The 22,216-nt window shown below is 65.0% G+C and carries 24 protein-coding genes and 1 pseudogene; 15 read left to right on the top strand and 10 right to left on the bottom strand.

The genetic code is table 11. The features are described from left to right. Nucleotides 1-6: 6 nt before the first annotated feature. From CV102_RS11240 to CV102_RS11230, 3 genes are all read right to left on the bottom strand, one after another. Nucleotides 7-327 (bottom strand): hypothetical protein, encoded by a 321-nt coding sequence (locus CV102_RS11240; protein ID WP_148858100.1) that lies wholly within the window; start codon nucleotides 325-327, stop codon nucleotides 7-9. Nucleotides 328-765: 438 nt separating this feature from the next. Then, entirely contained in the window at nucleotides 766-1,677 is a 912-nt protein-coding gene (locus CV102_RS11235; protein ID WP_148858099.1) for an ArsR/SmtB family transcription factor, read from the bottom strand. A gap of 71 nt (nucleotides 1,678-1,748) precedes the next feature. After that, a complete protein-coding gene (locus CV102_RS11230) occupies nucleotides 1,749-2,216 on the bottom strand; it encodes a hypothetical protein (RefSeq protein ID WP_148858098.1) in 468 nt (155 codons plus the stop codon). Nucleotides 2,217-2,383: 167 nt separating this feature from the next. Here CV102_RS11230 and CV102_RS11225 point away from each other — a divergent pair, with 167 nt between their 5' ends. The 10 genes and pseudogenes from CV102_RS11225 (at nucleotide 2,384) to CV102_RS11180 (ending at nucleotide 9,898) form a co-directional block, all read left to right on the top strand. After that, nucleotides 2,384-2,965 (top strand): hypothetical protein, encoded by a 582-nt coding sequence (locus CV102_RS11225; protein ID WP_148858097.1) that lies wholly within the window; start codon nucleotides 2,384-2,386, stop codon nucleotides 2,963-2,965. A 117-nt stretch (nucleotides 2,966-3,082) separates the two neighbouring features. After that, nucleotides 3,083-4,312: a translation initiation factor IF-2 subunit gamma gene (locus CV102_RS11220; RefSeq protein ID WP_148858096.1), complete on the top strand. Its 1,230-nt coding sequence runs from the start codon at nucleotides 3,083-3,085 to the stop codon at nucleotides 4,310-4,312. Between the two features lie 16 nt (nucleotides 4,313-4,328). Continuing rightward, complete coding sequence (locus CV102_RS11215) at nucleotides 4,329-4,715, top strand: PIN domain-containing protein (protein ID WP_148858095.1); 387 nt, start codon at nucleotides 4,329-4,331, stop codon at nucleotides 4,713-4,715. Next, nucleotides 4,716-5,285 (top strand): DNA-directed RNA polymerase, encoded by a 570-nt coding sequence (locus tag CV102_RS11210; RefSeq protein ID WP_148858094.1) that lies wholly within the window; start codon nucleotides 4,716-4,718, stop codon nucleotides 5,283-5,285. Nucleotides 5,286-5,287: 2 nt separating this feature from the next. Beyond that, complete coding sequence (gene spt4, locus CV102_RS11205; RefSeq protein WP_148858093.1) at nucleotides 5,288-5,485, top strand: transcription elongation factor subunit Spt4; 198 nt, start codon at nucleotides 5,288-5,290, stop codon at nucleotides 5,483-5,485. A 2-nt stretch (nucleotides 5,486-5,487) separates the two neighbouring features. Continuing rightward, a complete protein-coding gene (locus CV102_RS11200) occupies nucleotides 5,488-6,072 on the top strand; it encodes a GTP-dependent dephospho-CoA kinase family protein (protein WP_233710670.1) in 585 nt (194 codons plus the stop codon). Nucleotides 6,073-6,370: 298 nt separating this feature from the next. Then, nucleotides 6,371-6,547: pseudogene (locus CV102_RS27390) on the top strand (hypothetical protein); the annotation flags it as partial. A 32-nt stretch (nucleotides 6,548-6,579) separates the two neighbouring features. Continuing rightward, complete coding sequence (locus CV102_RS11190) at nucleotides 6,580-6,957, top strand: hypothetical protein (RefSeq protein WP_148858091.1); 378 nt, start codon at nucleotides 6,580-6,582, stop codon at nucleotides 6,955-6,957. Nucleotides 6,958-7,275: 318 nt separating this feature from the next. Then, entirely contained in the window at nucleotides 7,276-8,367 is a 1,092-nt protein-coding gene (locus tag CV102_RS11185) for a geranylgeranyl reductase family protein (RefSeq protein WP_148858090.1), read from the top strand. A 94-nt stretch (nucleotides 8,368-8,461) separates the two neighbouring features. After that, complete coding sequence (locus CV102_RS11180) at nucleotides 8,462-9,898, top strand: MATE family efflux transporter (protein ID WP_148858328.1); 1,437 nt, start codon at nucleotides 8,462-8,464, stop codon at nucleotides 9,896-9,898. A gap of 130 nt (nucleotides 9,899-10,028) precedes the next feature. On the opposite strand, the gene CV102_RS11175 is transcribed toward CV102_RS11180, so the two are convergent. From CV102_RS11175 to CV102_RS11165, 3 genes are all read right to left on the bottom strand, one after another. After that, nucleotides 10,029-10,424: a hypothetical protein gene (locus CV102_RS11175; RefSeq protein WP_148858089.1), complete on the bottom strand. Its 396-nt coding sequence runs from the start codon at nucleotides 10,422-10,424 to the stop codon at nucleotides 10,029-10,031. A gap of 443 nt (nucleotides 10,425-10,867) precedes the next feature. Next, the gene (gene ygfZ / locus CV102_RS11170) at nucleotides 10,868-11,983 is read right to left on the bottom strand and encodes a CAF17-like 4Fe-4S cluster assembly/insertion protein YgfZ (protein WP_148858088.1); all 1,116 of its coding nucleotides are present in this window, start codon (nucleotides 11,981-11,983) and stop codon (nucleotides 10,868-10,870) included. A gap of 39 nt (nucleotides 11,984-12,022) precedes the next feature. After that, nucleotides 12,023-12,325 carry a DUF6432 family protein gene (locus CV102_RS11165; protein ID WP_148858087.1) on the bottom strand — a complete coding sequence of 101 codons (303 nt, stop codon included), beginning with the start codon at nucleotides 12,323-12,325 and terminating at the stop codon, nucleotides 12,023-12,025. A gap of 173 nt (nucleotides 12,326-12,498) precedes the next feature. On the opposite strand from CV102_RS11165, the gene CV102_RS11160 reads away from it, so the two are divergent. The 3 genes from CV102_RS11160 to CV102_RS11150 all read left to right on the top strand — a co-directional run bounded on the left by CV102_RS11160 (nucleotide 12,499) and on the right by CV102_RS11150 (nucleotide 14,699). Continuing rightward, nucleotides 12,499-13,446: a DUF7093 family protein gene (locus CV102_RS11160; RefSeq protein ID WP_148858086.1), complete on the top strand. Its 948-nt coding sequence runs from the start codon at nucleotides 12,499-12,501 to the stop codon at nucleotides 13,444-13,446. 186 nt (nucleotides 13,447-13,632) lie between these two features. Beyond that, nucleotides 13,633-14,019, top strand: coding sequence for a DUF5611 family protein (locus CV102_RS11155; RefSeq protein ID WP_148858085.1), 387 nt, complete (start codon nucleotides 13,633-13,635; stop codon nucleotides 14,017-14,019). 491 nt (nucleotides 14,020-14,510) lie between these two features. Next, on the top strand, nucleotides 14,511-14,699 hold the full coding sequence (locus tag CV102_RS11150) for a hypothetical protein (RefSeq protein ID WP_148858084.1): 189 nt from the start codon (nucleotides 14,511-14,513) through the stop codon (nucleotides 14,697-14,699). A 1-nt stretch (nucleotide 14,700) separates the two neighbouring features. Here CV102_RS11150 and CV102_RS11145 read toward each other — a convergent pair whose 3' ends face one another. Further along, nucleotides 14,701-16,029 carry a dicarboxylate/amino acid:cation symporter gene (locus CV102_RS11145; RefSeq protein ID WP_148858083.1) on the bottom strand — a complete coding sequence of 443 codons (1,329 nt, stop codon included), beginning with the start codon at nucleotides 16,027-16,029 and terminating at the stop codon, nucleotides 14,701-14,703. A gap of 80 nt (nucleotides 16,030-16,109) precedes the next feature. Then, nucleotides 16,110-17,678, bottom strand: coding sequence for a heme-binding protein (locus CV102_RS11140; protein ID WP_148858082.1), 1,569 nt, complete (start codon nucleotides 17,676-17,678; stop codon nucleotides 16,110-16,112). 121 nt (nucleotides 17,679-17,799) lie between these two features. Here CV102_RS11140 and CV102_RS11135 point away from each other — a divergent pair, with 121 nt between their 5' ends. Further along, entirely contained in the window at nucleotides 17,800-18,321 is a 522-nt protein-coding gene (locus CV102_RS11135) for a cupredoxin domain-containing protein (RefSeq protein WP_148858081.1), read from the top strand. Nucleotides 18,322-18,390: 69 nt separating this feature from the next. After that, on the top strand, nucleotides 18,391-18,915 hold the full coding sequence (locus CV102_RS11130; protein WP_148858080.1) for a PadR family transcriptional regulator: 525 nt from the start codon (nucleotides 18,391-18,393) through the stop codon (nucleotides 18,913-18,915). Nucleotides 18,916-19,413: 498 nt separating this feature from the next. Here the strand turns inward: CV102_RS11130 and CV102_RS11120 are convergent, their stop codons facing one another. Further along, nucleotides 19,414-20,073, bottom strand: coding sequence for a helix-turn-helix domain-containing protein (locus CV102_RS11120; protein ID WP_148858078.1), 660 nt, complete (start codon nucleotides 20,071-20,073; stop codon nucleotides 19,414-19,416). 276 nt (nucleotides 20,074-20,349) lie between these two features. After that, the gene (locus CV102_RS11115) at nucleotides 20,350-22,182 is read right to left on the bottom strand and encodes a site-2 protease family protein (protein ID WP_148858077.1); all 1,833 of its coding nucleotides are present in this window, start codon (nucleotides 22,180-22,182) and stop codon (nucleotides 20,350-20,352) included. Between the last annotated feature and the right edge of the window lie 34 nt (nucleotides 22,183-22,216).

Raw genomic sequence — 22,216 nt, 5'->3', positions numbered from 1 at the left:
CGGATTTCAGCCCCTCGTGGGTCGGGGCTCGGGACGCTCCGCGTCCGCAGCCGTCGGCCGCCGGCCGCGCCGCCGGAGGTACTCGAGGAGTCGGCGAGCGAGGACGGACGCACCGATCGGGACGGCGAGGACGGTCGCGAACCCGACGACGAGGGCGACCGAGGCGGTAACCAGCGGAGGACCGCCGACGACCGTCGCGGCGGTGGTCGCGGCCACGAGTGCGGCGCCGAACGCGACGACGGTGAGTACGCTCGAGACGAGCGTCGAACGAAGACTGCGGTCGGCGGTGGACGGTGCAGTCGAACGGTGAGGGTACGGCGGGTGCATCGTTCTTCGAACGAGTAGACGGGCCGCGTCAGTGTAAGTGTAATCTGAAATATATTTCTGTAGCGCCAGTTACTGAAGACGTTTTCAGGAAGCGGGTGGTCAGAACCGGTCGACCTGGGTCAGCGGCGGACGAGTCGAGGATTCGCAGCTCTGGCGTGGTCGTGTGCGCAGCTACGACAGTCTTCGAGAGCAGGATTAATCACCCTGGATCTGCAACCCGTAGAGACAATGGGGGTAATCGAATCGCTGCGAGAGCGAGCATCCAGCACTACTACGCTGTACGAGTGCCGGAACTGTGGCGAGAAGCTCACCGAGGAGAGCGACGAGTGCCCCAGTTGCGGTTCAGCGGAGATCGCACACTACGAGCTGTAGGCCCGACCGAACTGGTGGGAGATGGGACAGCAGTCGCAGCTACACTGAGAATCGACGGCGTTCGTCTCAGCGGTCCGTCTGCAGCCGCGTCTCGAGCACCTCGAGTTCTTCGTCCATTCGGACCCGAAGTTCGTCGCCGGCCAGCGGCATCCGAACCTCGAGGCGGTAGGGATCGCGCTCGAGGACGCGAGTGTACTCGGGGGAGACGCACCACGGGAGCGTCCAGTAGGGTCGCTCGTCGAGCGAGACGCCCCGTTCGTCGTGGAAGCGAACGACCGCCGAGTGATCGAGCAGTCGGAGGCCGGCAGCCGAGCAGAGGGCGTGGCCGCACTGGGCGCACTCGTGGTCGACGCGCACGTCGACCCCGAGACAACAGTCCCCCGTCTCGACGATTCGGGTTTCCATCCGACCGTTACACTCCGGACAGACGCCGTCGGCCGCCAGGCAGTGGAGGTGGCGAACGCGCTGGTCGAAGGCGTCGGCGATCTCGTCGTGCGTTCGGTCGTTCAGTCCGCCCGGCGGAAACGCGTACTCGCCGTGGCACTGGCCGCAGTCGGCACAGTCGATCCCGAGTCGTTCGTCCTCGTAGACGGCCTGGAGCGAGCCGCCGCAGTCGAAACACTCCCCCTCGACCGGGAACGGCTCGAGCGTCGGGTGCTGGTTGAACGAGCCGGCGATCACCGACCGGACGACCTTCTCGCCGGCGTGTTTGAACGTGTAGCCGTCTTCCCGCTGCGTGACGAAGTGGTCCGTCAGCTTCTGGAGGTGGTAGTTGAACTGCGCCGAGTCTCGCATCCCGACTTCTCGACGGAGGTCCGAGAACGAGACCGGCCGATCGTCGGCCGCCCACAGCGCCTCGAGGATCGCCAGCCGGGTCTCGTTGCCGATCAGCGCGAACGCATCGGCCGGCTCGAGACAGTCCGTACACTCGAGGACCGACTCGCGCTCGGACTCGCTCGAGGTGGATGATCTGCTCATGCGGGACGGTACCACCCTCTTCGGCTAAAACGTTCGCTAAACGTCGTTTTTGTAAATTTGTTGTCGGATCGCTACTCGTTTCGGACGGTGCCGCCGATCACGAGCGCGGCGCCGATGATGACGAGGTTCTTGACGATATACTGTCCCTCGACCGTCAGCGCGTACGGGAACGCAACGTACACGACCTCGGGGAGGAGAACGAGCGGCAGGAACGTTCCCGGAAGCTGGAGGAACAGGAGGAAAATGCCGAGTCGGATGAGCGGCCGGTAGAGCAGACACAGACCGATGAACACCTCCCAGACGCCGAGGACGGGGACGAACAGCGACGGCGGGACGACGTAGACGGTCGCCGCGACGAGGTCGGCGGCCGGCGAGACGCCAAAGACCTTCAGCCCGCCGAACCAGATGAACACGACGGCGACCGCGACCCGCAACACCGGCATCCCCCAGCGATCCATTTGTGCGGCGATCGTCGCGTCGAGTTCGTCGAACCGCCGTCGGTACCGCCGGACCCGTTCGGAAACCGCGGTTTCGACCATACGGGAGCTAGCGCCTCGACGACGAAAGTGCTCCTGGTCGACGTCTCGAAACGTCCCCGGAGACGTCCGGTGGACGAACGGGCAGACCGGGCGAAGCGATCATAAATCGTGCAGAATCGAGCGGATCGTAACGACCTTTGCCCGGGTCCGACTGCGCGCAGATAACAATGACCGACGATCGACGCTCGTCGACGCGGCGAGGCGTGCTCGCGGCCTCGAGTTCGCTCGCGACGCTCTGTCTCGCAGGCTGCCTCGACGACGGCTCCGACGGAGGCGAATCGGACGACGACGACGGCCTCGACGACCGCCTCGACGACGATATCGAGGAGGAGGATTTCGACGACGATCTGTCGGACGAGTTCGACGAGGGCGATCACGAGGTGGACGTCTCCGAACTCCTCCTCTACGACCGGGAGAGCGACGAACAGGTCGCAAACGCCCACGCCGGCCACTGGCACTACGAGACGGAGACCGGGGGGTTGCCGGTGCTCGAACCGGGCTCGGCTATCGAACTCGAGACCGTCTTCACGAAAGACGGCGAAGAACTGCCGCTCGGGGCCGACGAAGCGTCTCGGCTCGAGGTGTCGTTCGCGGACGACGCGCCGGCGGACGTCGTGAGCATCGACGCCCAGCCGGATTACGCCTCGCTCACGGGCGAGGAAGCGGGCGAAACGGCCGTCGTGTTCCAGCTCGTCGAGGACGACGAAATCGTCTGGGAAGCGCCGCCGATCGACGCGTTCGTCGAGTAGCGAGCGGCCGGCCGTCCCCGACGCTCGCTGGCGACTGTCGTTCCCCTGATACGCCCCGAGAACAGTAGGTTTATCAGGCGCACGGCGGAACCTCTACCTAAGATTACTCATCGTCTTATGGAAGGAAATCGACAACCGGAGGTGAACATCGGACTCGTCGGCCACGTCGACCACGGCAAGACGACGCTGGTGCAAGCGCTCAGTGGCTCGTGGACGGACCAGCACAGCGAGGAGATGAAGCGCGGTATCTCCATTCGTCTCGGCTATGCGGACGCGACGTTCCGCCACTGCCCCGACGTGGACGAACCCGAATGTTACACCGTTGAGGAGGAGTGTCCGGACGGCTCGGAAAGCGAGCCGCTGCGGACCGTCTCGTTCGTCGATGCCCCGGGTCACGAGACCCTGATGGCGACGATGCTCTCGGGTGCCTCGCTGATGGACGGCGCGGTGCTGGTCGTCAGCGCCAACGAGCCCGTCCCGCAGCCCCAGACCGAGGAGCACCTGATGGCGCTCGACATCATCGGCATCGAAAACATCGTCATCGCTCAGAACAAGATCGACCTCGTCGACTCCGAGACCGCTCGAGACAACTACGAGCAGATCCAGGAGTTCGTCGAGGGGACCGTCGCCGAAGACGCGCCGGTCGTTCCGATCTCCGCAGGCCAGGAGGTCAACGTGGACCTGCTGATTCAGGCGATCCAGGAGGAGATCCCGACGCCCGAACAGGATCCCGACACCGACGCCCGAATGCACGTCGCCCGGAGTTTCGACATCAACAAGCCCGGGACGACCTACGAGAACCTCACCGGAGGCGTCCTCGGCGGCAGTCTCATCCGAGGCGAACTCGAACTCGACGACGAGATCGAGATCCGTCCCGGCCGGGAGGTCGAGGAGGGCGGCCAGACCGAGTACGTACCGATCGAGACGACGATCCGATCGCTCCAGGCCGGTGGCGAGAGCGTCGACTCGGTCACACCGGGTGGCCTGCTCGGCGTCGGGACGGGCCTCGATCCGTCGCTGACGAAGGGTGACGCGCTCGCCGGCCGGATCGCCGGCCCGCCGGGTTCGCTCCCGCCGACGTGGGAGGAGTTCACGATGAGCGTCGACCTGTTGGATCGCATCGTCGGCACCGACGCCGGCGACGTCGAGGAGATCAGCACCGGCGAACCGCTGATGATGACGGTCGGCACGGCGACGACCGTCGGCGCGGTCACGAGTGCCCGAAGCGGCGAGTGCGAGGTCAAACTCAAACGACCCGTTTCGGCCGAACCGGGCGCAAAGATCGCGATCAACCGCCGAATCGGCGCTCGCTGGCGGCTGATCGGACTCGGAACGCTGCAGGAATAACACGACGACAGCGAACATGAGTACCCGGGTCGCTCTCGATACGAGTGCGTTGATGATGCCGGTCGAACTCAACGTTCGGCTGTTCGACGAACTCGACAGGCTACTCGGCGTCTACGAACCGACGGCGCCACAGCCCGTCGTCGAGGAACTTCGACGGCTATCGGAGAAAGGCGGCGCCGAGGGCACCGCGGCGAACGTCGGCCACGACCTGGCGACCGAACGCTGTCTCGTCGTCGACACGGAGGAATCGTACGCCGACGACGCGCTGGTCGAACTCGCCCGCGAGGGTGCCGTCGACTACGTCGTCACGAACGACCGCCCGCTGCGCGACCGGGTGCTCGAGACGAGCATACCGGTAATTGCATTACGCGGGAGAAACAAGTTGGCAATCACTCAACCATAGATGTACAAACGGGTCAGATTAAAGGATACGGTCGAAGTACCGCCGGAAGCGCTCGGCGACGTCTCGCCGAAGCTCGTCAAGCAACTGCTGCAGGACAAACTCGAGGGACGCATGGACGAGGAGGTCGGTAGCGTCGTCTCCGTCACCAAAGTTCACGACATCGGTGACGGGGCGGTCCTCCCGAACCGTCCGGGCGTCTACTACGAGGCCGATTTCGACGCCGTCACGTTCGATCCGGAGATGCAGGAGGTCATCGACGGCACGATCGTCGAGGTCGTCGAGTTCGGCGCCTTCGTCGGGATCGGTCCCGTCGACGGGCTGCTCCACGTCTCGCAGATCAGCGACGAGTACCTCGCCTTCGACGGCGAGAACCAACAGCTCGCCTCGAACGAGTCCAACCGGACCCTCGGCGTCGACGACGCTGTCCGGGCACGCATCGTCACCAAGAGCATCGACGAACGCAACCCGCGCGACTCGAAGATCGGCCTGACGGCCAAGCAGCCGGGGCTCGGCAAGCACGGCTGGCTCGAGGACGAACACGAGAAGCGCGAAGCCACCACGGGTGAGTAACGATGGCATCCGATCGCCTCGTCTGTCGAGAGTGCCACCGGGTCAACGAACCGACCAACGACACCTGTGACTCCTGTAACTCCTCGTCGCTGACCGAGGACTGGGCCGGCTACGTCGTCATCGCCCACCCCGAGGAGAGCGAGATCGCCACGGAGATGCAGGTTACCGAACCAGGTGCGTACGCGCTGAAGGTTCGGTAGACGTGACTCGCGACGACGCTCGAGACGCCGAACTCGGAGACGACCAGCTACTGATTCTGCCCGACGAACTCCGTCACGAACTCAAGGAGCCGATGGGCCCGATCGAAACCGACGCCGAGCAGTTGCTCGAAACCCTCGAGGGACCGCTGATCGCCGTCGGCGACGTCGTTACCTACCACTTTCTTCAGGCTGGTCGACTGCCGGACGTCGCGCTCGTCGACGAGCGGACCAAACGGGAGACGGTCGAGGAGGAGATCCGTGAGACCGTCACGCAGCGAGCCAACGTCGAGGCGACGAACCCGCCCGCGGAACTCACCGCCGACGTCGTCCGCACGCTCAGGGACGCTCTCGAGCGCGACGAACCGACGACGATCCTGGTCGACGGGGAGGAGGACCTGGTCGCGCTCCCGGCCATCGTCGTCGCGCCCGACGGTGCGAGCGTTGTCTACGGCCAGCCCGACGAGGGGATGGTCCACGTCGTCGTCGACGACGAGGTGCGCGCGGAGGTCCGGGCGCTGCTCGAGCGCTTCGAGGGCGACCAGGAGCGGTTCTGGGAGTTGCTCGAGGGCGCGTCCCGAGACGAGTAACACGCATCGGGATTCGTTCTCCGAACGCGACCGGATCGAAACAGCTTCCGAGCCATAATTGCGTTTCTGTGGTCTGTGCCTACCGATACCGCGATATTTGGCGGCGAGTCAATATACTCGTGGACGCCTACTCACACCGATAATGGGAGAGCAAGTTTCTGAGTAGTCAGCGAGTGGGGACGGTCGTCGAACACGGAGAACGCATTACCCAGCCCCTTCGAGAACTCGCGTCCAGAGCGAGCCCGAGTACCGCGGCCGGTTCGCCGACGCCCTCGAGGAGCGGGACGAGTGCCGCCCGAAGGTCCACGAGCGCTTCGAGCGGGACGTCGAGGAGAAGACCGCCGGAAAGGCGGTCGGGAACGGATCGGAGCCGAGCGAAGAGCTGCATTCCCCACGGGTAACCGCACACCACCGCGGTGACTCCCGGTCCGGTTCCCGGTTCGTCGGTGTAACACTCACAGAGGGCGACGCGTGATTTATAGTATTTCGAACACGAACGGATGGAGTATGTCTGACCGATCCGACTCGTCGGAATGGCCGTGGCCGGAATCGCTCGACGCTGCCGAAGCCGCGCCGGATTCGCACCGGATACTCCTGGAGAACGATCGCGTCCGGGTCGTGGAAGTCGTTATTCCGCCCGGCGAGAAAGAACCGGTTCACACTCATCGGTGGCCGAGCGTGATGATGACCGATCGGGCTGCCCGCATCCGCTACTACGACGAGAACGAGGAACTGGCGTACGAGTCGCCGGAACGCGCAGACGGCGAGACAGCCACCCGTTCTCCGCCGGAGACCGAATGGATGGAGCCGGAAGGACCTCATGCAGTCGAAAACATCGACTCGGTCCCGTATCACGCGGTACGGGTCGAGTTGAAGAACAGGTAGCCAGACGATACGTTTGTACGTACATGTGCCGCGGGACGTTTGCGCAGGACTGGTAGCGGTCGTTCGATTTGTTCCGCGGTTGCGGTATTGCCCAGTGCCGGCGGTAATTCTACCACTCCTGTCTCCTTACGCTCGCGGGGAATGTTCGTCTCCAACCTCGCTGCAGAATCACCACCGACCACCTCGCCACACCGCCCATCACGGCTCCCAGGGTCACGTCCGTAGAGTGAGGTCCCGGTGGAATCGATCGACCGATACTCGTTTGCGGTCGACCCGCCGTTCGCAGTATATTTACCGACCCGCGAAAACCTGTTCGACATGTACGACTTCGTCGTCGTCGGCGTCGGTCCCGCCGGCGCGCGGTTCTCCCGTCGGGCCGCCGAGAACGGCTACGACGTGCTCGCACTCGAGCAAGGAACCATCGGCACGCCGCTTGCCTGTTCGGGTCACGTCAGCACGGATATCTGGAGTTTTACCGGCGACGGCGCCCGCGACGAACTCTTTCAGAACGAGATCTACGGCGCACGATTTCACGTCGGCGGTCCGCAAAGCGACGCCTACCCCTTCTACATGCGGGAAGTCGCCTCGAACGTCATCGACCGCGTCGGGCTGGATCGCCACCTCGCCGATCTCGCCCGCGAGGCCGGTGCCGACGTTCGCGAGCGCCACACCGTCACCGGCGTCACCGAACACCGCGACCGCGTCGAAGTCGTCGCGAGCGGTCCCGACGGCCCCGTCACCCACGAGGCGAAGATGGTCGCCGGCTGTGACGGGCCGCGCTCGAGGGTCCGCGACGAACTCGGGCTGCCGGAGCCCGACGAGTTTCTACACGGCGTGCTCGCCTTCTCCGAGGAGGAGGACCACCAGGATTTCGTCGACGTCCACCTCACCGCGCCGACGTTCTTCGCGTGGCGCATTCCCCGCGGCGACGCCGGCGTCGAGTACGGGCTCGCGGCCCCGCCGGGCGTCGAAGTGAACAAGCACTTCGAGGAACTGATCGACGGCTACGAGATCGACGTCGCCCATCGCTGCTCGGGCGCGATCCCGGTCGGCCCGGCGGATCGCGTGACGAGTCGTCGTGGCTTGCTCCTCGGCGACGCGGCCGCCCAGACCAAGCCCTTCACCGGCGGCGGCATCCTCTACGGGATGACCAGCGCCGACCACGCTGCACGGGAGATCGACCCCGACCGACCGACCAGCCTCGCGGCCTACGAACGCGCCTGGCGCGACGACTTAGAGCGCGAACAGCGACTCGGCCACTACCTGCGGCGAGCGTACTCCTTCCCCGAACCCGTTCAACGGATCGGACTCGGGTCGCTCTCCGGCGAGATCGGTGTCCACATGGATCGGCCCACGTCGCTGCTCTCGACGGACCACCTCAGGACGATGCTCTCGCGGCTTCGCCCGTGAGGGGCGCCTCGAGGCCGCGCGGTCGCGCGGGCCACAGCGCCTCTCGCAAGCGCAGCCGACAGACCGAAGACGCGGTGTGCGAAACGACCGAGAGATGACGGATCGACGGACGGCCGCAGTGGAGTTCGTCGCGAGCGCGCTCGAGCGCGCGGGCATCATCGACGCCGAGCGGTTTCGCCCGACGATGGAGCTCGCCTGGCCCCGGATCGTCACCGGGGTCGCGATCATGTCCAAGCAGACGGCCGACCTCGCGATGGTCGGGATCGCCGTCGGCACGGCCGGCACCGCGGGGCTGGCATTCGCGCTGGCGTACTGGGAGATCGTGACGATGCTGGGGCTGGGGCTCGCGGGCGGCACCATCAGCCTCGTCTCCCAGAACTACGGCGGCGAGGAGACCGAGCGCGCGTCGGTCGTGGTCACCCAGAGCGTCCTGCTCGCCGTAGTGATCGCGGTTCCGATGGCGGCTCTCTTCCTCGCGTTCTCCGACCAGTTGATCGGGCTGTTCGGCGCCGGGCCAGAGTCGCTCGCCCACGGCAGCACCTACCTCGTCTTCGTCGCGCCGGCCGTCCTTTTCGAACTCCTCAACCTCATCGCCAGCCGAACGTACACGGGCGTCGGCGACACGTTCACGGAAATGATGGCCCGGGCCGGCGGTGCGGTGCTCAACATCCTGCTCAGCGCGCTCCTCATCTTCGGGTTCGGGATGGGCGTCGCCGGCGCGGCGATCGGCACGACGCTCTCGACCGGCTTCGTGACGGTCGTCCTGGCGTGGGGGATGGTCGGCCGGTCGTACGGACGGCTCGGGATGGAGCCGAGTCCGGTACCGATCGGCCGCGGGGGAGCGTGGCTCGAGCCGACCGTGATCCGACAGCTGATCGAGATCTCCACGCCGGAGATCGGCCGCCGACTCGCCCAGGGGATCGTCGTCTTCCCGCTGCTGTGGATCGCCGCGTCGTTCGGCCCGGTGATCGTCACGGCCCTCGAGGTCGGCCGGCGGGTCCGCAGCCTGATCAACAGCGTCAACTGGGGGCTGTCGCTGGCCTCGAGTTCGCTCGTCGGACAGCACCTCGGCGCGAACGAGGAGGAGGAAGCGGGGGCCTACGGGGCGGCGATCATCCGTCTCTCGACCGTGCTCTACGCCGGGATCGCCGTCCTGGTCGTGCTCCTCGCCGAACCGATCGCGAGCCTGTTCGTGAGCGACTCCGCCGAGGTCGCTCGGGCCGCGCCGTTCGTCGCCATCGGCGCCGTCAGCGCGATCGGCTTCGGCCTCGACGGGGCCGCAACCGGCGTGCTCCTGGGCGCCGGCGACACCCGCTGGCCGTTCGTCGCCGCGCTGGTCGGCCGGTACGCGTTCGCGCTGCCGGCCGCCGCACTGGGTCTCGTCACGCCGCTCGGAGTCGCCGGCCTCTACCTCGCGCTCCTGCTCGAGACGTACGTCCCGGGCGGGATCAACTACTGGCTCTTCAGGCGGGGGCGCTGGAAGGTCGTGAGTCGGCGGTATCGACCCGACGTCGATCCGGGGTCGGGCTGATCCCTTCGGGTTTCTTCGCGTCGGTTCAGTTCGCGGCGCGGCGGCTCCGACGCCACCGTCAGCGCGTCGCAGTGGAGTTGTCGACCGTTCTCGATACCAGTCGAAAAACCGCTATAGGGCGACGGGAGCGTCAGTGGTCGGTGCCGACGATCCCGCACGCGATCGATTCCGGCTCGAGCAGTTCCACGCCGTCGACCGCGTCCGGATCCAGCAGGAGAATCGTATCGTCCGGCATCTCGTCTTCGACCTGCACCTCCCGGCCGAGTTCGTCCTCGAGTTCCTCGACGTCCTCGAGGTCGTACTCGCGCTCGAGCAGGAGTTCGGCGTTGGCCCGGGAGAGCACGAAGACGAGCGAGCCCGGTTCGTCGACCCCGGGCTCGGCGGCCTCGAGCAGTTCCGACAGCGCGTCGGGGTCGAGTTCCTGGAACGAGCGGATCGTCACTCGATCGGTATCCGATCCCGCGGCGTCTTCCGACTGCGTGCGAACGCGCGACGCCAACTCCTCGAAGTCGGTACTCGTATCCATAGTCGAAACACCACGGGCGGCGTCCTTCATGCTGTGCCCGGCCAGTTCCGGCCCGTATCGATTCGCCTGCGTATCGGTCGGCGTTACTCCGACGGCTGCGTACTGAAGTTACCGTGATGGCTGCTATTGAACACCGTCTGCGAGGAAGTGAGCGTCTTCGAAGGAGTGAGCGTCTCCGAGAGCGAATAAGCGGAACGACGTGTCCTGCTATCGTGGCAACACGGAGACGCCACGTCCTCCCCAGCCGATTCGTTCGTTCGCAGTCGCTCACTCACTCATCCCTCGCACGATGTCATCGACCGCCCTCGCTCGCGCTCGGTCGGCCGACAGCGCGCGCCATCGTGTGTCGGAAGCCAGGCACGAAGCCGGTCCGAAGCGGTGCATCGTTCCCCTGTGGCGGGTTCGTGACTTTCAGAAGCGAGGACTCGAGAGAACCGGGACTGCTACTGATACTCCGGCAATCGATCCGAGCGGTCTGACCCCTCGACGAACGGCAGGTCGGTGCGCGTCGCCGGCACCTCCTCGCCCTCGACGCGGACGGTCACCGAATCGGACTCGAGGCCGTAGTCGACGACCGCGAGCGCGATCACGTCCTCGAGCAGCGGGCTGGTATCGGCGCGGGTCACCTCGCCGACCGACGAGTCGCCGTCGAAGACCGCAGCGCCGGATTCGGGAATCGCCCGCTTCGCGTCCCCGTCCTCGTCTGTCCCCTCGAGCGTGAGTCCGACGAGTTTCCGGCTCGGCTGGCCCCGATTCTCGACGCGGGAGACGACCTCCTGGCCGACGTAACAGCCCTTCTCGAAGTCGAGCGCGTTGCGCAGGCCGAGCACGTTCGGGATTCGTCCCTCGAGTTCGGTCTCGAACAGCGGCGAGCCGGCCTCGAGACAGAGCGTGTCCCAGGTCCTGTAGCCGAAGGGCGCGGCGTTCAGCCCCTGGTTCAGGAGCACGTCGTAGACGTCCTCGGCGACGTCGACGGCACAGATCACCTCGTAGCTCTCCTCGCCGGTGAGCGCGTCGGTCCGGATGACGGTGACGCCCGAGTCGCCCATCGTGCCGCGGACGAACGAGTAGCGCTCGTCTGGGGAGCCGGCGCCGTTGAGGACGCTCGCGATCTTCTCCGTCGCGTGCGGACCGTGAACCCCGAAGATGGCGTACTCGTCGGTCGCGACGCGGATCTCGACGTCCTGGATGAACACCTTCTCGGACCACTCCTCGGCGAGCGGGTCGGCGTGTGCCGGCGGCGTAAAGAGCAGCAGTCGCTCGCCAGCGTTGTAGACGTAGAGTTCGACCTCGATCCCGCCCTGGGGGTCGAGCACCAGCGCGTAACAGCCCTGCTCGTCCTCGGCCGGGATTCGGTTCGAGACGACGTTGTCGACGTACTCGAGGCGGTCCTCGCCCTCGACGACGATCACGCCGTAGGCGGCCTCGAACAGACCGACGCCGTTTCGGACGGCGCGATGGGCGCGCTCGGGTCGTCCGTAGTGTTCGGCGACTGTTCGGCCGGCGCGCTCACCGAACGTCGCGCCGAGATCCGTATGAATGGTCTCGATAACGCTCATGGCTACGCTCAGGTGCCAGACCTCCACAGGCGTTTCGATTCAAAAGGGAATTCGTTCGCGAATCCAGTCGCCGATCGACTGCTCGGCTTCGTCGTCGACCGGGGCGTCGGGGACGACGCGCTCGTCGGGCTTGATCACGACCCCTTCGCTGCCACCCGACTCGACGACGATCAGATCGTCCTCCTTGAGCGCCGAGAGGGCCTGCTCGAGTTCGTCGATCCCGACTTCGACTGCGGCCCGAAGTTCGAAAACGGTCATCCCGTCGTCGACCCGGTCGACGAGCGCGTCGAGTACCGCCACCTCCGTCTCCGCGCGGTTCCGGTACTCCCGCTTTGCTTTCATCGGTCTTCCTATTCGTCGACCCGGGATTTGACGTTTGTCGTTCGCTATCGCTGACCCAGCCCCCGATCCGAGGGCAGGCGCTCCCGAACCGAGCGGATTTTCGGGAAGACGTCACAGTGCGGACACAACCCAGGCAGTACGTTTTTTATGGCGTGACTTGATACGGTGAGACAATGGTCCTGCGATGTTCGCTGCTCGGACACGACTACGGTGACTCCGATGTCGAACGCGAGCGCGAAGAACGGGGCAGCGAAGTCGTCGTAACCGTCCGGGAGTACGAAGAGTGTACTCGCTGTAGTGATCGACACGTCATCAGCGAGAACACCGAAGTGCGGAGTCTCTCGACCGCGACGGGCGTCGACTCGCGTCCCGACGAATCCGAACCGACGCCGGCACGCGAACCAGCATCCGAACCGGACGGGCCGGACGGCACGGACGCTACGTTTATCGATGCCGACGAGACTGAACCGGGCGCGGCCACGGGAGAAGCGTCGCCGCCCGAGGTCGATACACTGGAAGTCGACGCCCCGGCCGACGACCTCGAGATTCCGACCGACGAGAACGGCGATCCGGTCACCGACGACGGGGAAATCCTCGAGGACGACGGGACGACCCCGCGCGACCGCGAACACGGCGAGTGGCCCGACTCCGACGACGTCGGCCCGCCAGTCGACGCCGAACGCGGGCCGACGGAGTGGCCGGACGACGAGTCCGAGCCGATCGAGAACGACGGCGCCGAACTGATCGAAAACGGCGAGTCCGAACCGGCCGAGAACGACGACGCCGAACTGATCGAAAACGACGACGCCGTGTTACTCGACACCGGAACGACCGACGACGCCGCGGCGACCACGGTCGAGACGGAACCCGCACCCGAAGCGGCGGCTGGCGGGCCTCCCTCGGCCGAGGAGACGTCCACCGGCCCCGGAAGCGGCATCGAGCGCGCCGGATCGGCGCCGACACCCGGGAGCGAGGGCGGAACGCCGGCGGACGACAGCCCGTCGGAACTGTACTGTCCGCGCTGTGAGTTCGTCGCGGGAAGCGACCGGAGCTCGCTCCGTACCGGCGACATCTGTCCCGACTGTCGAAAGGGCTATCTCGGCGAACGAGGATCCCAGTAGCGTCCGGCGGAGTTCTCCTGCAGCAACATCGTCTCTCGAGCGCGTCGTCTCTTCCCCACTCGAGTGAGCGATCGACCCTCGGGAGTAGTCGGCCAGCGCGCCGTTGCGCTCACCGGCGCCGCCACTCGTTCTACGGCCACGATGTCTATGAAAAGAGGTAAACACTCCGCCGTGTATCACCAATTCATGAAGGAGTACAAGATGCGCCGCGGTGAGTATCTCGAGGAGCGAATCCCCGATATGGAGGCCACTGTCGAGGACTACTTCGGCCCCATTACAGAGACCCAGGAGTACAAGGGGAGCGACCTGTTCGTCATCGGCGAACCCGACAACCCCGTCTTCGAGAAAGTCGTCGTCGGTACCATCGAGTACTCGGGCAAGAAGGACAAACTCGGCGTCGAGTTCTACGAGCGCGACCCCACCGAACTCGGCCCCGACGAACTCGAGGCCGCCGGCGACGCCGTCGACGCGAAGAACGACTTCCTGCTCGAGGCCACCGGTCGCGACGCCAAATCCCGCCGCGACTCGATGAAGCGGACCGTCGAGGACGACCCGGACCACGACTTCGACTAGTCGGCCGTTATTTTGCCGTTTTGAGTTCGAGAAGCACGAGAGGGTGTCGGAGAGCGACGCTCTCGTGAAAGAGCAAACGCGTCGCGTTTGCGATCTCGAGGAGACCGCTGGTCTTGCAGTATGCCGAGACGCCGTCGGCGTCTCGAACTGCGGTTGTCTCGAACCGTGGTTGTCTCGAACCGCGGTTGTTTCGTGCCGGAGCGAAAGCACCGCTCCACGACATGCCGACACCCGTAGCCGGTCGATCAGGAGCGACGGAAGACGCTCCCGCTCAGTTCGTCCGGTGAGCCGACTCGCGGTTCCACCGTCTGCTCGCGGCGAAACCGGTGCAACTGCCTGCCCTCCCCCGAGTCAGGCGGGTCACCGCGGTTTGCGGTGACCCGTCTTCCCGGCCGTAGCGGGATGTGGAACTACAGATTCTCGAGCGATCGCAGACTGGTCGGAGTCGAGGTTCGAAACGGCTATTGGATTCACGTCAAACTACACCGATAATGGACCTCGCAGCGTTTCTGCTCGCGACGGCGGTCGCGCACGTCGGCTTCGCGATCTTCGTGACCGCACACGCCTTCCTGACCGACCGAGACGCCGGAAACTGGCCGTACATTACGCTCGTGCTCGGTCTGGCGGGTATCGCCGGCTACTTCTTCTACGACGAGACCGCCGAGTCGGGACAGAGCTGACTCAGTCGTCCGCAGCGAGACCTTCCTCGCCGTGTTCTGGAGTCGGCGCGTCGCTCCAAACTCCCTGAGTGAAGTCGATCGCGCCGGTCCACTTCCCGACGACCGACGATACCGCAAGATCGCCGGTGACGTTGTTCATCGTCGCGATGCGACCCAGAATCGGGTCGACGCCGGCGACGAAGCCGACGATCGCGAGCGGCAACCCGAGCGCGCTCAGGATGACCGTGAGCATGATCAGGCCGGCCCCGGGAACGCCCGCGGTGCCGATACTGATCAGGATCACAGTAAAGAGGACGAGGATCTGCTCGCCGAGACCCAGCGAAACGCCGACCAAGTTGGCGGCAAACACTGCCGTCACCGCCTGTCGGATCGCCGCTCCGTCCATGTTGATCGTCGCGCCGAGCGGCAGGCCGAAGCCGTACACCGACTCGTCGATCTTGAGGTTCTCCTCCGCGTTCGTGATCGTCACTGGGAGGGTACCGCTCGAGGAACGGATCGCAAATGCCGTCAGCATGGCGTCTTTCGCTCCGCTCAGGAAGGCCAGCGGCGACTGGCCGAGGATCCCGATCGTCATCACGCCGAGGTAGGTGACGGCCATGTGGATCGCGATCCCGATCGCGATGACGCCGACGAGCGAGCCGAGCTGGACGATCGCCCCGAGCCCCTCAGTTCCGATCGCGGCGGCCATCAGCGCGAAGACGCCGATGACGCCGTACTCCATCACGCCCCAGACGATCTTGAACAGCGCCTCCGTGCCGGCGTCGACGAACGCGAAGAAGCCGTCGATCGCGTCCGCGATCGACTCCTCGCTCGTCGCTTCGCGGACCATCGTCAGCGCCAGTCCGAAGACGATCACGAAGAAGATGGTCGCGAGGATGTCGCCCTGCACCATCGCCGCCAGCGGGTTCTCGGGGACGATTCCCAGCAGGACTTCCGTGACCGTCGGGGGTTCGGCTTCCTGTGCCTCGCCGCCGGTAAACTCGACGGCGCTGCCGGGGTCGAACAGGTTCGCGACCGCGAGCCCGATGACGGCCGCGATGGTCGTCGTCACGACGTACAGTCCCACAGTGAGGCCACCGACTTTCCCCAGTCTCGAGGGCGTCAGCTTCCGCATCCCGCCAAGCAGCGTGAAGACGACGATGGGAATGATCAGCATCTCGAGCAGCCGCAAGAAGAGATCCCCGAGCGGGCTGAGAACCCCCGCTTGCTCGCCGACCGTCGCTCCCAGTGCGGTCCCGAGAACGAACGCAACTGCGATACGATAGATAATTGGAACGGATCGATACCGGCGCCACGTCCGCCGCAGAATCGACTCGTGCGTCTCGCTCATCGAGTAAACGCTAGAACCGGACGTATCAACGGATGTCGATATCGGTGAGACTGACCGTCACTTGCGACGGTCAGTCGGCCTCAGGCGAGGAAGACGTGTCGCGGTCGATCCTCGAGGACGTCGCGGCCGAACTCGACGGCGTCGGCGAACGCGTCGCTTCGGAAGAACTCCATGGCGTCCTCGCGGGAGTCCCAGCGGCTGGCGATGAACATATCGTTCTCGTTCTCGCGGTTGACGAGCAGGTCGGTCTTGCGGTGGCCCTCCATCTCCGCGAGCAGCGATTCGGCGTCGCCGAACGTCTCGACGAAGTCCTCGCGGTGTTCCGGCTTGACCGTGTAGAACATCCCCATCGTCCCCCAGGAATCGTCGCTCGCGGGGCCGTCGCCCCGCTCGCCATCGGCGCCAGCAGGCGCCCTGTCATCCCCCGCCTGTCGAACGATATCCGGCAGGTCGGCGAGGAAGCCGGCGGCCGTGTTGGCAGCACGCTCGGTCTCCCAGAGGCTGACGACCGCGTTTTCGCCGTCGTCGTCTCGAGTGCCGTACACCGCCGTCTTCACGTGCGTGTCGTAGTGGTCGAAGTTCGTCCGCAGTCCGTCGACCTCGTCGAAGAGTTCGTCTTCGTCGGCCGCGGAGTAGAGCACGACGGCGTGGACGTCCTCGCCGTGGGGCTGACCCGCGTAGACGCCCATCTCCTCGAGTTCGCTGCGGACCTCTTCACCCTCGTCCTCGTCGTCGCCGGAGCCGCCGGACTCGCCGTGGTGATGACCGCTCGAATCACCGTGGTGACCGCTCGAGTCTCCGTGGCCGCCGCGTGCCGACTCGCCCGCTCCGTGCGGGTGTCCGCCGTGCGGATCGGCGTCGTCCTGCGGGATCGGTTCGCCGGCGAGGAAGGCGCCGAGTTGCTCGGGCGGGAACCGCCGCGCGGAGAGGAACCGGCCGAACTCCGCGAATCGGGAACTCGAGGGATCGAACCGCATCTCGTAGAGCAGTTCCTTCACGTCGGTCGGATCGTCGGCGAACAGCGTCACGCCCCACTCGAAGTCGTCGAGACCGATGCTGCCGGAGATAATCTGGGTGACGCGTCCGGCGTAGTCCCGGCCGATGTCACCGTGACTCGAGAGGTGTTCTGCGCGCTCGTCGAACGGCAGATCGTACCAGTTGTCCTCGGGACCGCGGCGCTTGTCCATCGGGTAGAAGCTGACGAACTCACTGTCGGGGATCTCGGGTTTCAGCCGGGACTCGATGTAGCGTTTCATCCCGGTGTCCTCGACCTCGCTCTCCTCGTCGAAGAACTCCTCGGACATGTAGCCCGAGACCTCCGTTACCGAGAGATAGGAGTCGGCACGCTCGGTGAACTCGGCGAGTGCCGTCTGCTCGAACCGGCGCTCGAGGGCGTCGATCTCGGCCAGCGTCGGCCGCAGGTGGAGCACCAGCAGGTCCGCCTTGTGGCCGAGCACCGCGAACGTCGCGGAGTCGCCGGCCTCGGCGTCGTCGACGCGTTCGGCGCCGGACAGATACTCGATACCCTCGTCGATCGCTCGCGATCGACGCCGTTCGGGGGCGTCCCGCCAGGCATCCCAGTCGATCGACCGGAAATCGTGCAGGACGTACCAGCCCTCCTCGGTCTGTGGCGGTCTCCGTCGTTCCATGAACGCGGGTTGGGCCGGCGCCGCCAAGAAGGAACGGGTTTCGCCTGGCGGCCAGTCGCGTAGCGACACCCCCGCGAGTGTCGGCCGACGCTTCATACGTTTCGCTGGCGAAACACGTCCGATGGCTCGAGACGATGGACGGTCGCGTCGATCAGCGCTCCAGCTGATCGGGGTGACGGCCGGACTCGCGCTCGTCGCCGGTTGTACCGAGGGGACGGGAGACGGTGAAGGCGAACCCGACCAGAACGAGACCGACGAGTCCGTTACGAACGAAACGGACCTGGACGATCCCGATCCGCCAGAATCCGACCGGGACGAGTGGGAAGACGTCTCGACGATCGAGTTCGAGGCCGACACCGACGGCTGGATCGGACGACAACCAGCGATCATCGAGGACGAAGAGAATCCGAATATCGTACTCTACGAGGGTCGAGAATACGAGTTCCAGCTAACGAACGGGGACGGCGACGTCCACAACCTCGCCCTCTGGGACGAGACCGATCCCGTCGTCGCCTCGGAGTTCCTCGAAGACGAGGGAGAGACAGCGACGTTTGTCGCCGAAGCGACCGACGAGATGGAGCAGTACCTTTGCGAGACACACGAAGACGAGATGGCCGGTGCCATCGAACTCCGGAGCGAGTGACGGCTCCGCGATCCGCTCGAGGACGGGTACCGAAACCCTTTACGCTCGTCCGTTTAAACGTCGGGTCACATGCGGAAGAGTGGACCGCCGAAGGGAGTGATCGCCTATCTCGTTCTCGAACTCCTCGAGGAGAAGCCCCGGTACGGCTACGAGATACTGAAAGAGATCCGCGATATCAGCGGTGGCCACTGGGAGCCGTCCTACGGCTCCGTCTACCCGATCCTCTACAAGTTCGAGGAGAAGGGGTGGACCGAGCGCATCGAACGCGAGGACGAACCCGACCGGAAGTACTTCGAACTCACCGACGACGGTCACGAGGAACTCGGCGAGCGCAGAGCGTCCGGCGCCGAAAAGGCCCGGGACTTCGGCGACGTCATTCTCGGCTTCTTCCACGTCTACGCCGCGTTTTCGACGGACGAGCGCTTCGAAATCCCCGAGCAGGACGGCGAGTGGCAGTTCAACGAGGAGTTCAGCGCCTGGATCGTCGAACAGGTCGTTCGCCACCACGAGCACTACTTCGACACCGACTTCGAGCGCATCGAGCAGACGCCCGAGGAGTTCTACGAGCGCCACGGGATCGACGAGGAAAGCTAGCGCCGCGGACGGATCGGGTCTCGACGCACCGCGTCTCGAGTAGTCGCACCTGGCCGCAGCCACTGTTCGGAACCTCCTCCCCTGTCGAAATATCCGTCGTTGATACGCCTTCGCAACTCACGTCGCGTGCAGACAAACGATACTAACGCGACGAGTGCAATCCGTCCAGAACCTATCGTAACGGCGTTTGAAATGAGTCAGTCGCGCAGTCGCGCTACGTACTGAACGAGCAGCAGTGGTCAGTCGACTTACTCCTCTCGAAGAGCGGTAATAGGCGGGTCTTCGACGATTCGAAACTCCGTCGACCCACACTGACAGCCATTTTTCGTTCCAATCGGTTGAATCGTCCCGTCGGTCCATCTTGTAGCCGCATAGGCGGAACCGCAGGCGAGACATTCGGCAAGCGTGCGTTCGCTCTCCCCGTCAGGCATATACGTCTATTGCGGACGGCCAGCATCATCAGCGTATCTTGGTTTATACAAAACCCTTTTTAAGCACCTATCGGTTTGGACGCTCCGTTTCGGGAAGCGTACTCCCGAGGATGTGGTTAATCCCGCGCCGGAGTCGGGACGCGACGGCCTGCTGTGAGATGCCGAGTTCGGTACCGAGCTCGTCCATCGTTACCTCACGTGGGGTCTCGAAGTAGCCCCAATCGTAAGCGAGCACCAGCGCCTCTTGTTGGGTATCGGTCAGTGCCGCCTCGGTCTCCGTTTCGACCGGTGTGAGCGCGTGCAGCTTCGTCAGCGTGATTGGAACGTCTAGCTCCCGACAGCGTTGCTGGAAGGCCGCGATATCGCTTCGGTCGTCGCCGCGCACTTCGAACGTCCACTGCTGCTTCGTACCAACGGCTTTGACGAGTGGAATCCCCGTCTCCACTAGCGTGCTTAGAACACCGGAATAATCCAGCGTCCACTCGACACGCAACAGATACTCGTCAGCGACGGAGTCAACGAGGCGGATGTCTTTCACTCCCGGATGGTCAGTAAACTTCTCCTCGATACTGTCGACATCACTCCCTCGCACCCAGAAGTAGGGCACTACCACGTCCCGAGACGGGATAATTCGCTCTAGAGTAACCTTCGCATCCGGCAGTTGCTCGAACACGGTTCCCAGGGGAAACTGATCGGATGGAACCGTAAACGTCGCTTCAGTAGCCATCGTCCGAACTGTGCCCCTCTGAGGGTAAATATCCACCACGAAAGGATACGACGGAGGTCGAACTGATCTGACAACCCACTTCGACACCTCGTGACGTGCCGAACACACGCAACTTGTTCAGCACCACTCGGCGGAAGTTACCGGTGCCTGATAGAAGTCCTGACGATCGGTTCGTAGAGCTACCTACCAGTTGTTTCGGACGAGAGTCACGCCTGAAGGACCCGATTTCGCTGAAGGTCGATTGCCGTGTGTCCGAGAAAATCGTCCGTCGACGGCTCAGTTCAACAACTGCGGGCCGAACAGCATCAGCACGAAGCTGGCGAGCATCGCCAGGCCGACGGTCGTCGTCACGACCCGGACCATGCCGCGAGTCGCGTCGATCGGCAGCCGCGAGACGATCGCCTCCGTACTCGTCCGGAGGATGTGCCCGCCGTCGAGCGGGAACGCCGGGATGCAGTTGAAGAAGCCGAGCTGGACGTTGATCCAGCCGGTCCAGAACAGCAGGTTAGCGGCCATGAAGATCGTCCAGTCGCCGAAGACCGAGAGCGGCCCCTCCACCTGGTAGAAGTTCTCGATACCGCCGGCGAAGCCCGCGAAGTTGTACGGGAGCACCTCGAGGATACCGGCGAGCGGGAGGAACAGCGCGAAGCCGATCTTCCCGAGGAACGAGTCGGCGAGCGGACCGAGGTCGGTGTCTCCATCACCGCCGAGCGCGGTCAGGTACGCCTCCGCGGGATAGTACTGGACGCCGAGGGCGTCCGCGGAGATCCCGGAGATGCCCGAGATCGGGTGGTATCCGGCACTGCCGCCACCGGTTACCTGGCTCCGGTCGCCGAGAGTGAGTTCGTACTCGACGCGTTCGCCGTCGAGATAGCCGGCGACGGTGATCTCGTCACCGGGGTCGGTCGTTCCGATACGATCCTGAAGCGCCTCCTGTGACGAGGTGCGCTCGCCGTCGAACTCGGTGACGACGAACGTCTCGCCGACCGGTGCACCGGCATCGGCGAACGGTCCGCCCTCGGCGATCTCGACCGCCGCACCGATCGGGACGTCCCGTTCCGTGGTCTCGCCGTCCGCGCCGATCGTCAGCGTCGCGATCTCGTCGTCACCGACGGCCTCGAGCAGTTCGTCCTCGGTCGCGACCGACTGGCCGTCGACGGCGAAGATCGAGTCACCGGTGTCGAGCTCTCCCGGGTTGTCCGAGATGGCGGCCGTCACTACGAGCGACCGCTGGACGGAGACCGTTTGCTCGCCGTTTCGTTCGACCTCGATCGCTTCGTCGTCGGCCGCCTCGAGTTGCTCGAGGAAGTGGTCGTTGTCCTCGATCTCCTCGCCGTTGATCGCCGTGATGCGATCGTTCGGCTCGATACCTGCCTCGGCGGCCGGCGAGTCGGGGGCGACCCCGCCGACGGCGGCGCCGGGGGCGACGGCGATCGCGCCTGCGATCGGCCCGAAAAGGAGCGCGAACGCGATGATCGTGATCGCGAAGTTGTTCGTAACGCCGGCGGCGAACATCCGGGTCTGGCCGCCGCGGGAAGCGTCCTTGCTGCTCTCCTGGTCGGGTTCGACGAACGCGCCGATCGGGAGGATCGCGAGCATCGCGACCCCCATCGACTCGATGTCGATGTCTTCGACGCGACAGAGCAGTCCGTGGCCACCCTCGTGGACGACGAGGCCGACGAGCAGCCCGAAGACGATCCCGGGCGTCGCCGAGAGCGGCAGGAAGTCGTTGACGCCGGGGATGATCAACACGTTGCGCGGCTGCTGGACCGACGACGTCGGCTGTGGCGAGGAGAGGGCGGCGATCGCCGCGAAGAGCAAAAAGACGAACATCGCGACCATCACGACGATGGCGATACCGATGCCGAGGTTGGCCCAGGCACGCCAGAAGCGCTTGGGCGTCGCGAGCCAGTCGAGGAACTCCCGACCGCGCTTCGTGTGGAACGTCAGGATGGGCCCCTGCGTCCCGATGTAGCTGGGGAGCAGGCCGGCGTTTCGAAGCGAAATGATCGCAAACCAGTAGACCGCGATCCCGATGAGTACCCACGTCAGCGTCGACGAACCGAAGAGCTCCGGCACCGAGACGAGAGCGGGAGAGCCGTAGTGCATCTACACTAACTCCGGGTGGCGCTGTCAAATGGTT

It is taken from the genome of Natronococcus pandeyae (genome assembly GCF_008122205.1).
Lineage (GTDB): Archaea > Halobacteriota > Halobacteria > Halobacteriales > Natrialbaceae > Natronococcus > Natronococcus pandeyae.
This window is presented reverse-complemented; position numbering and strand designations above follow the sequence as displayed.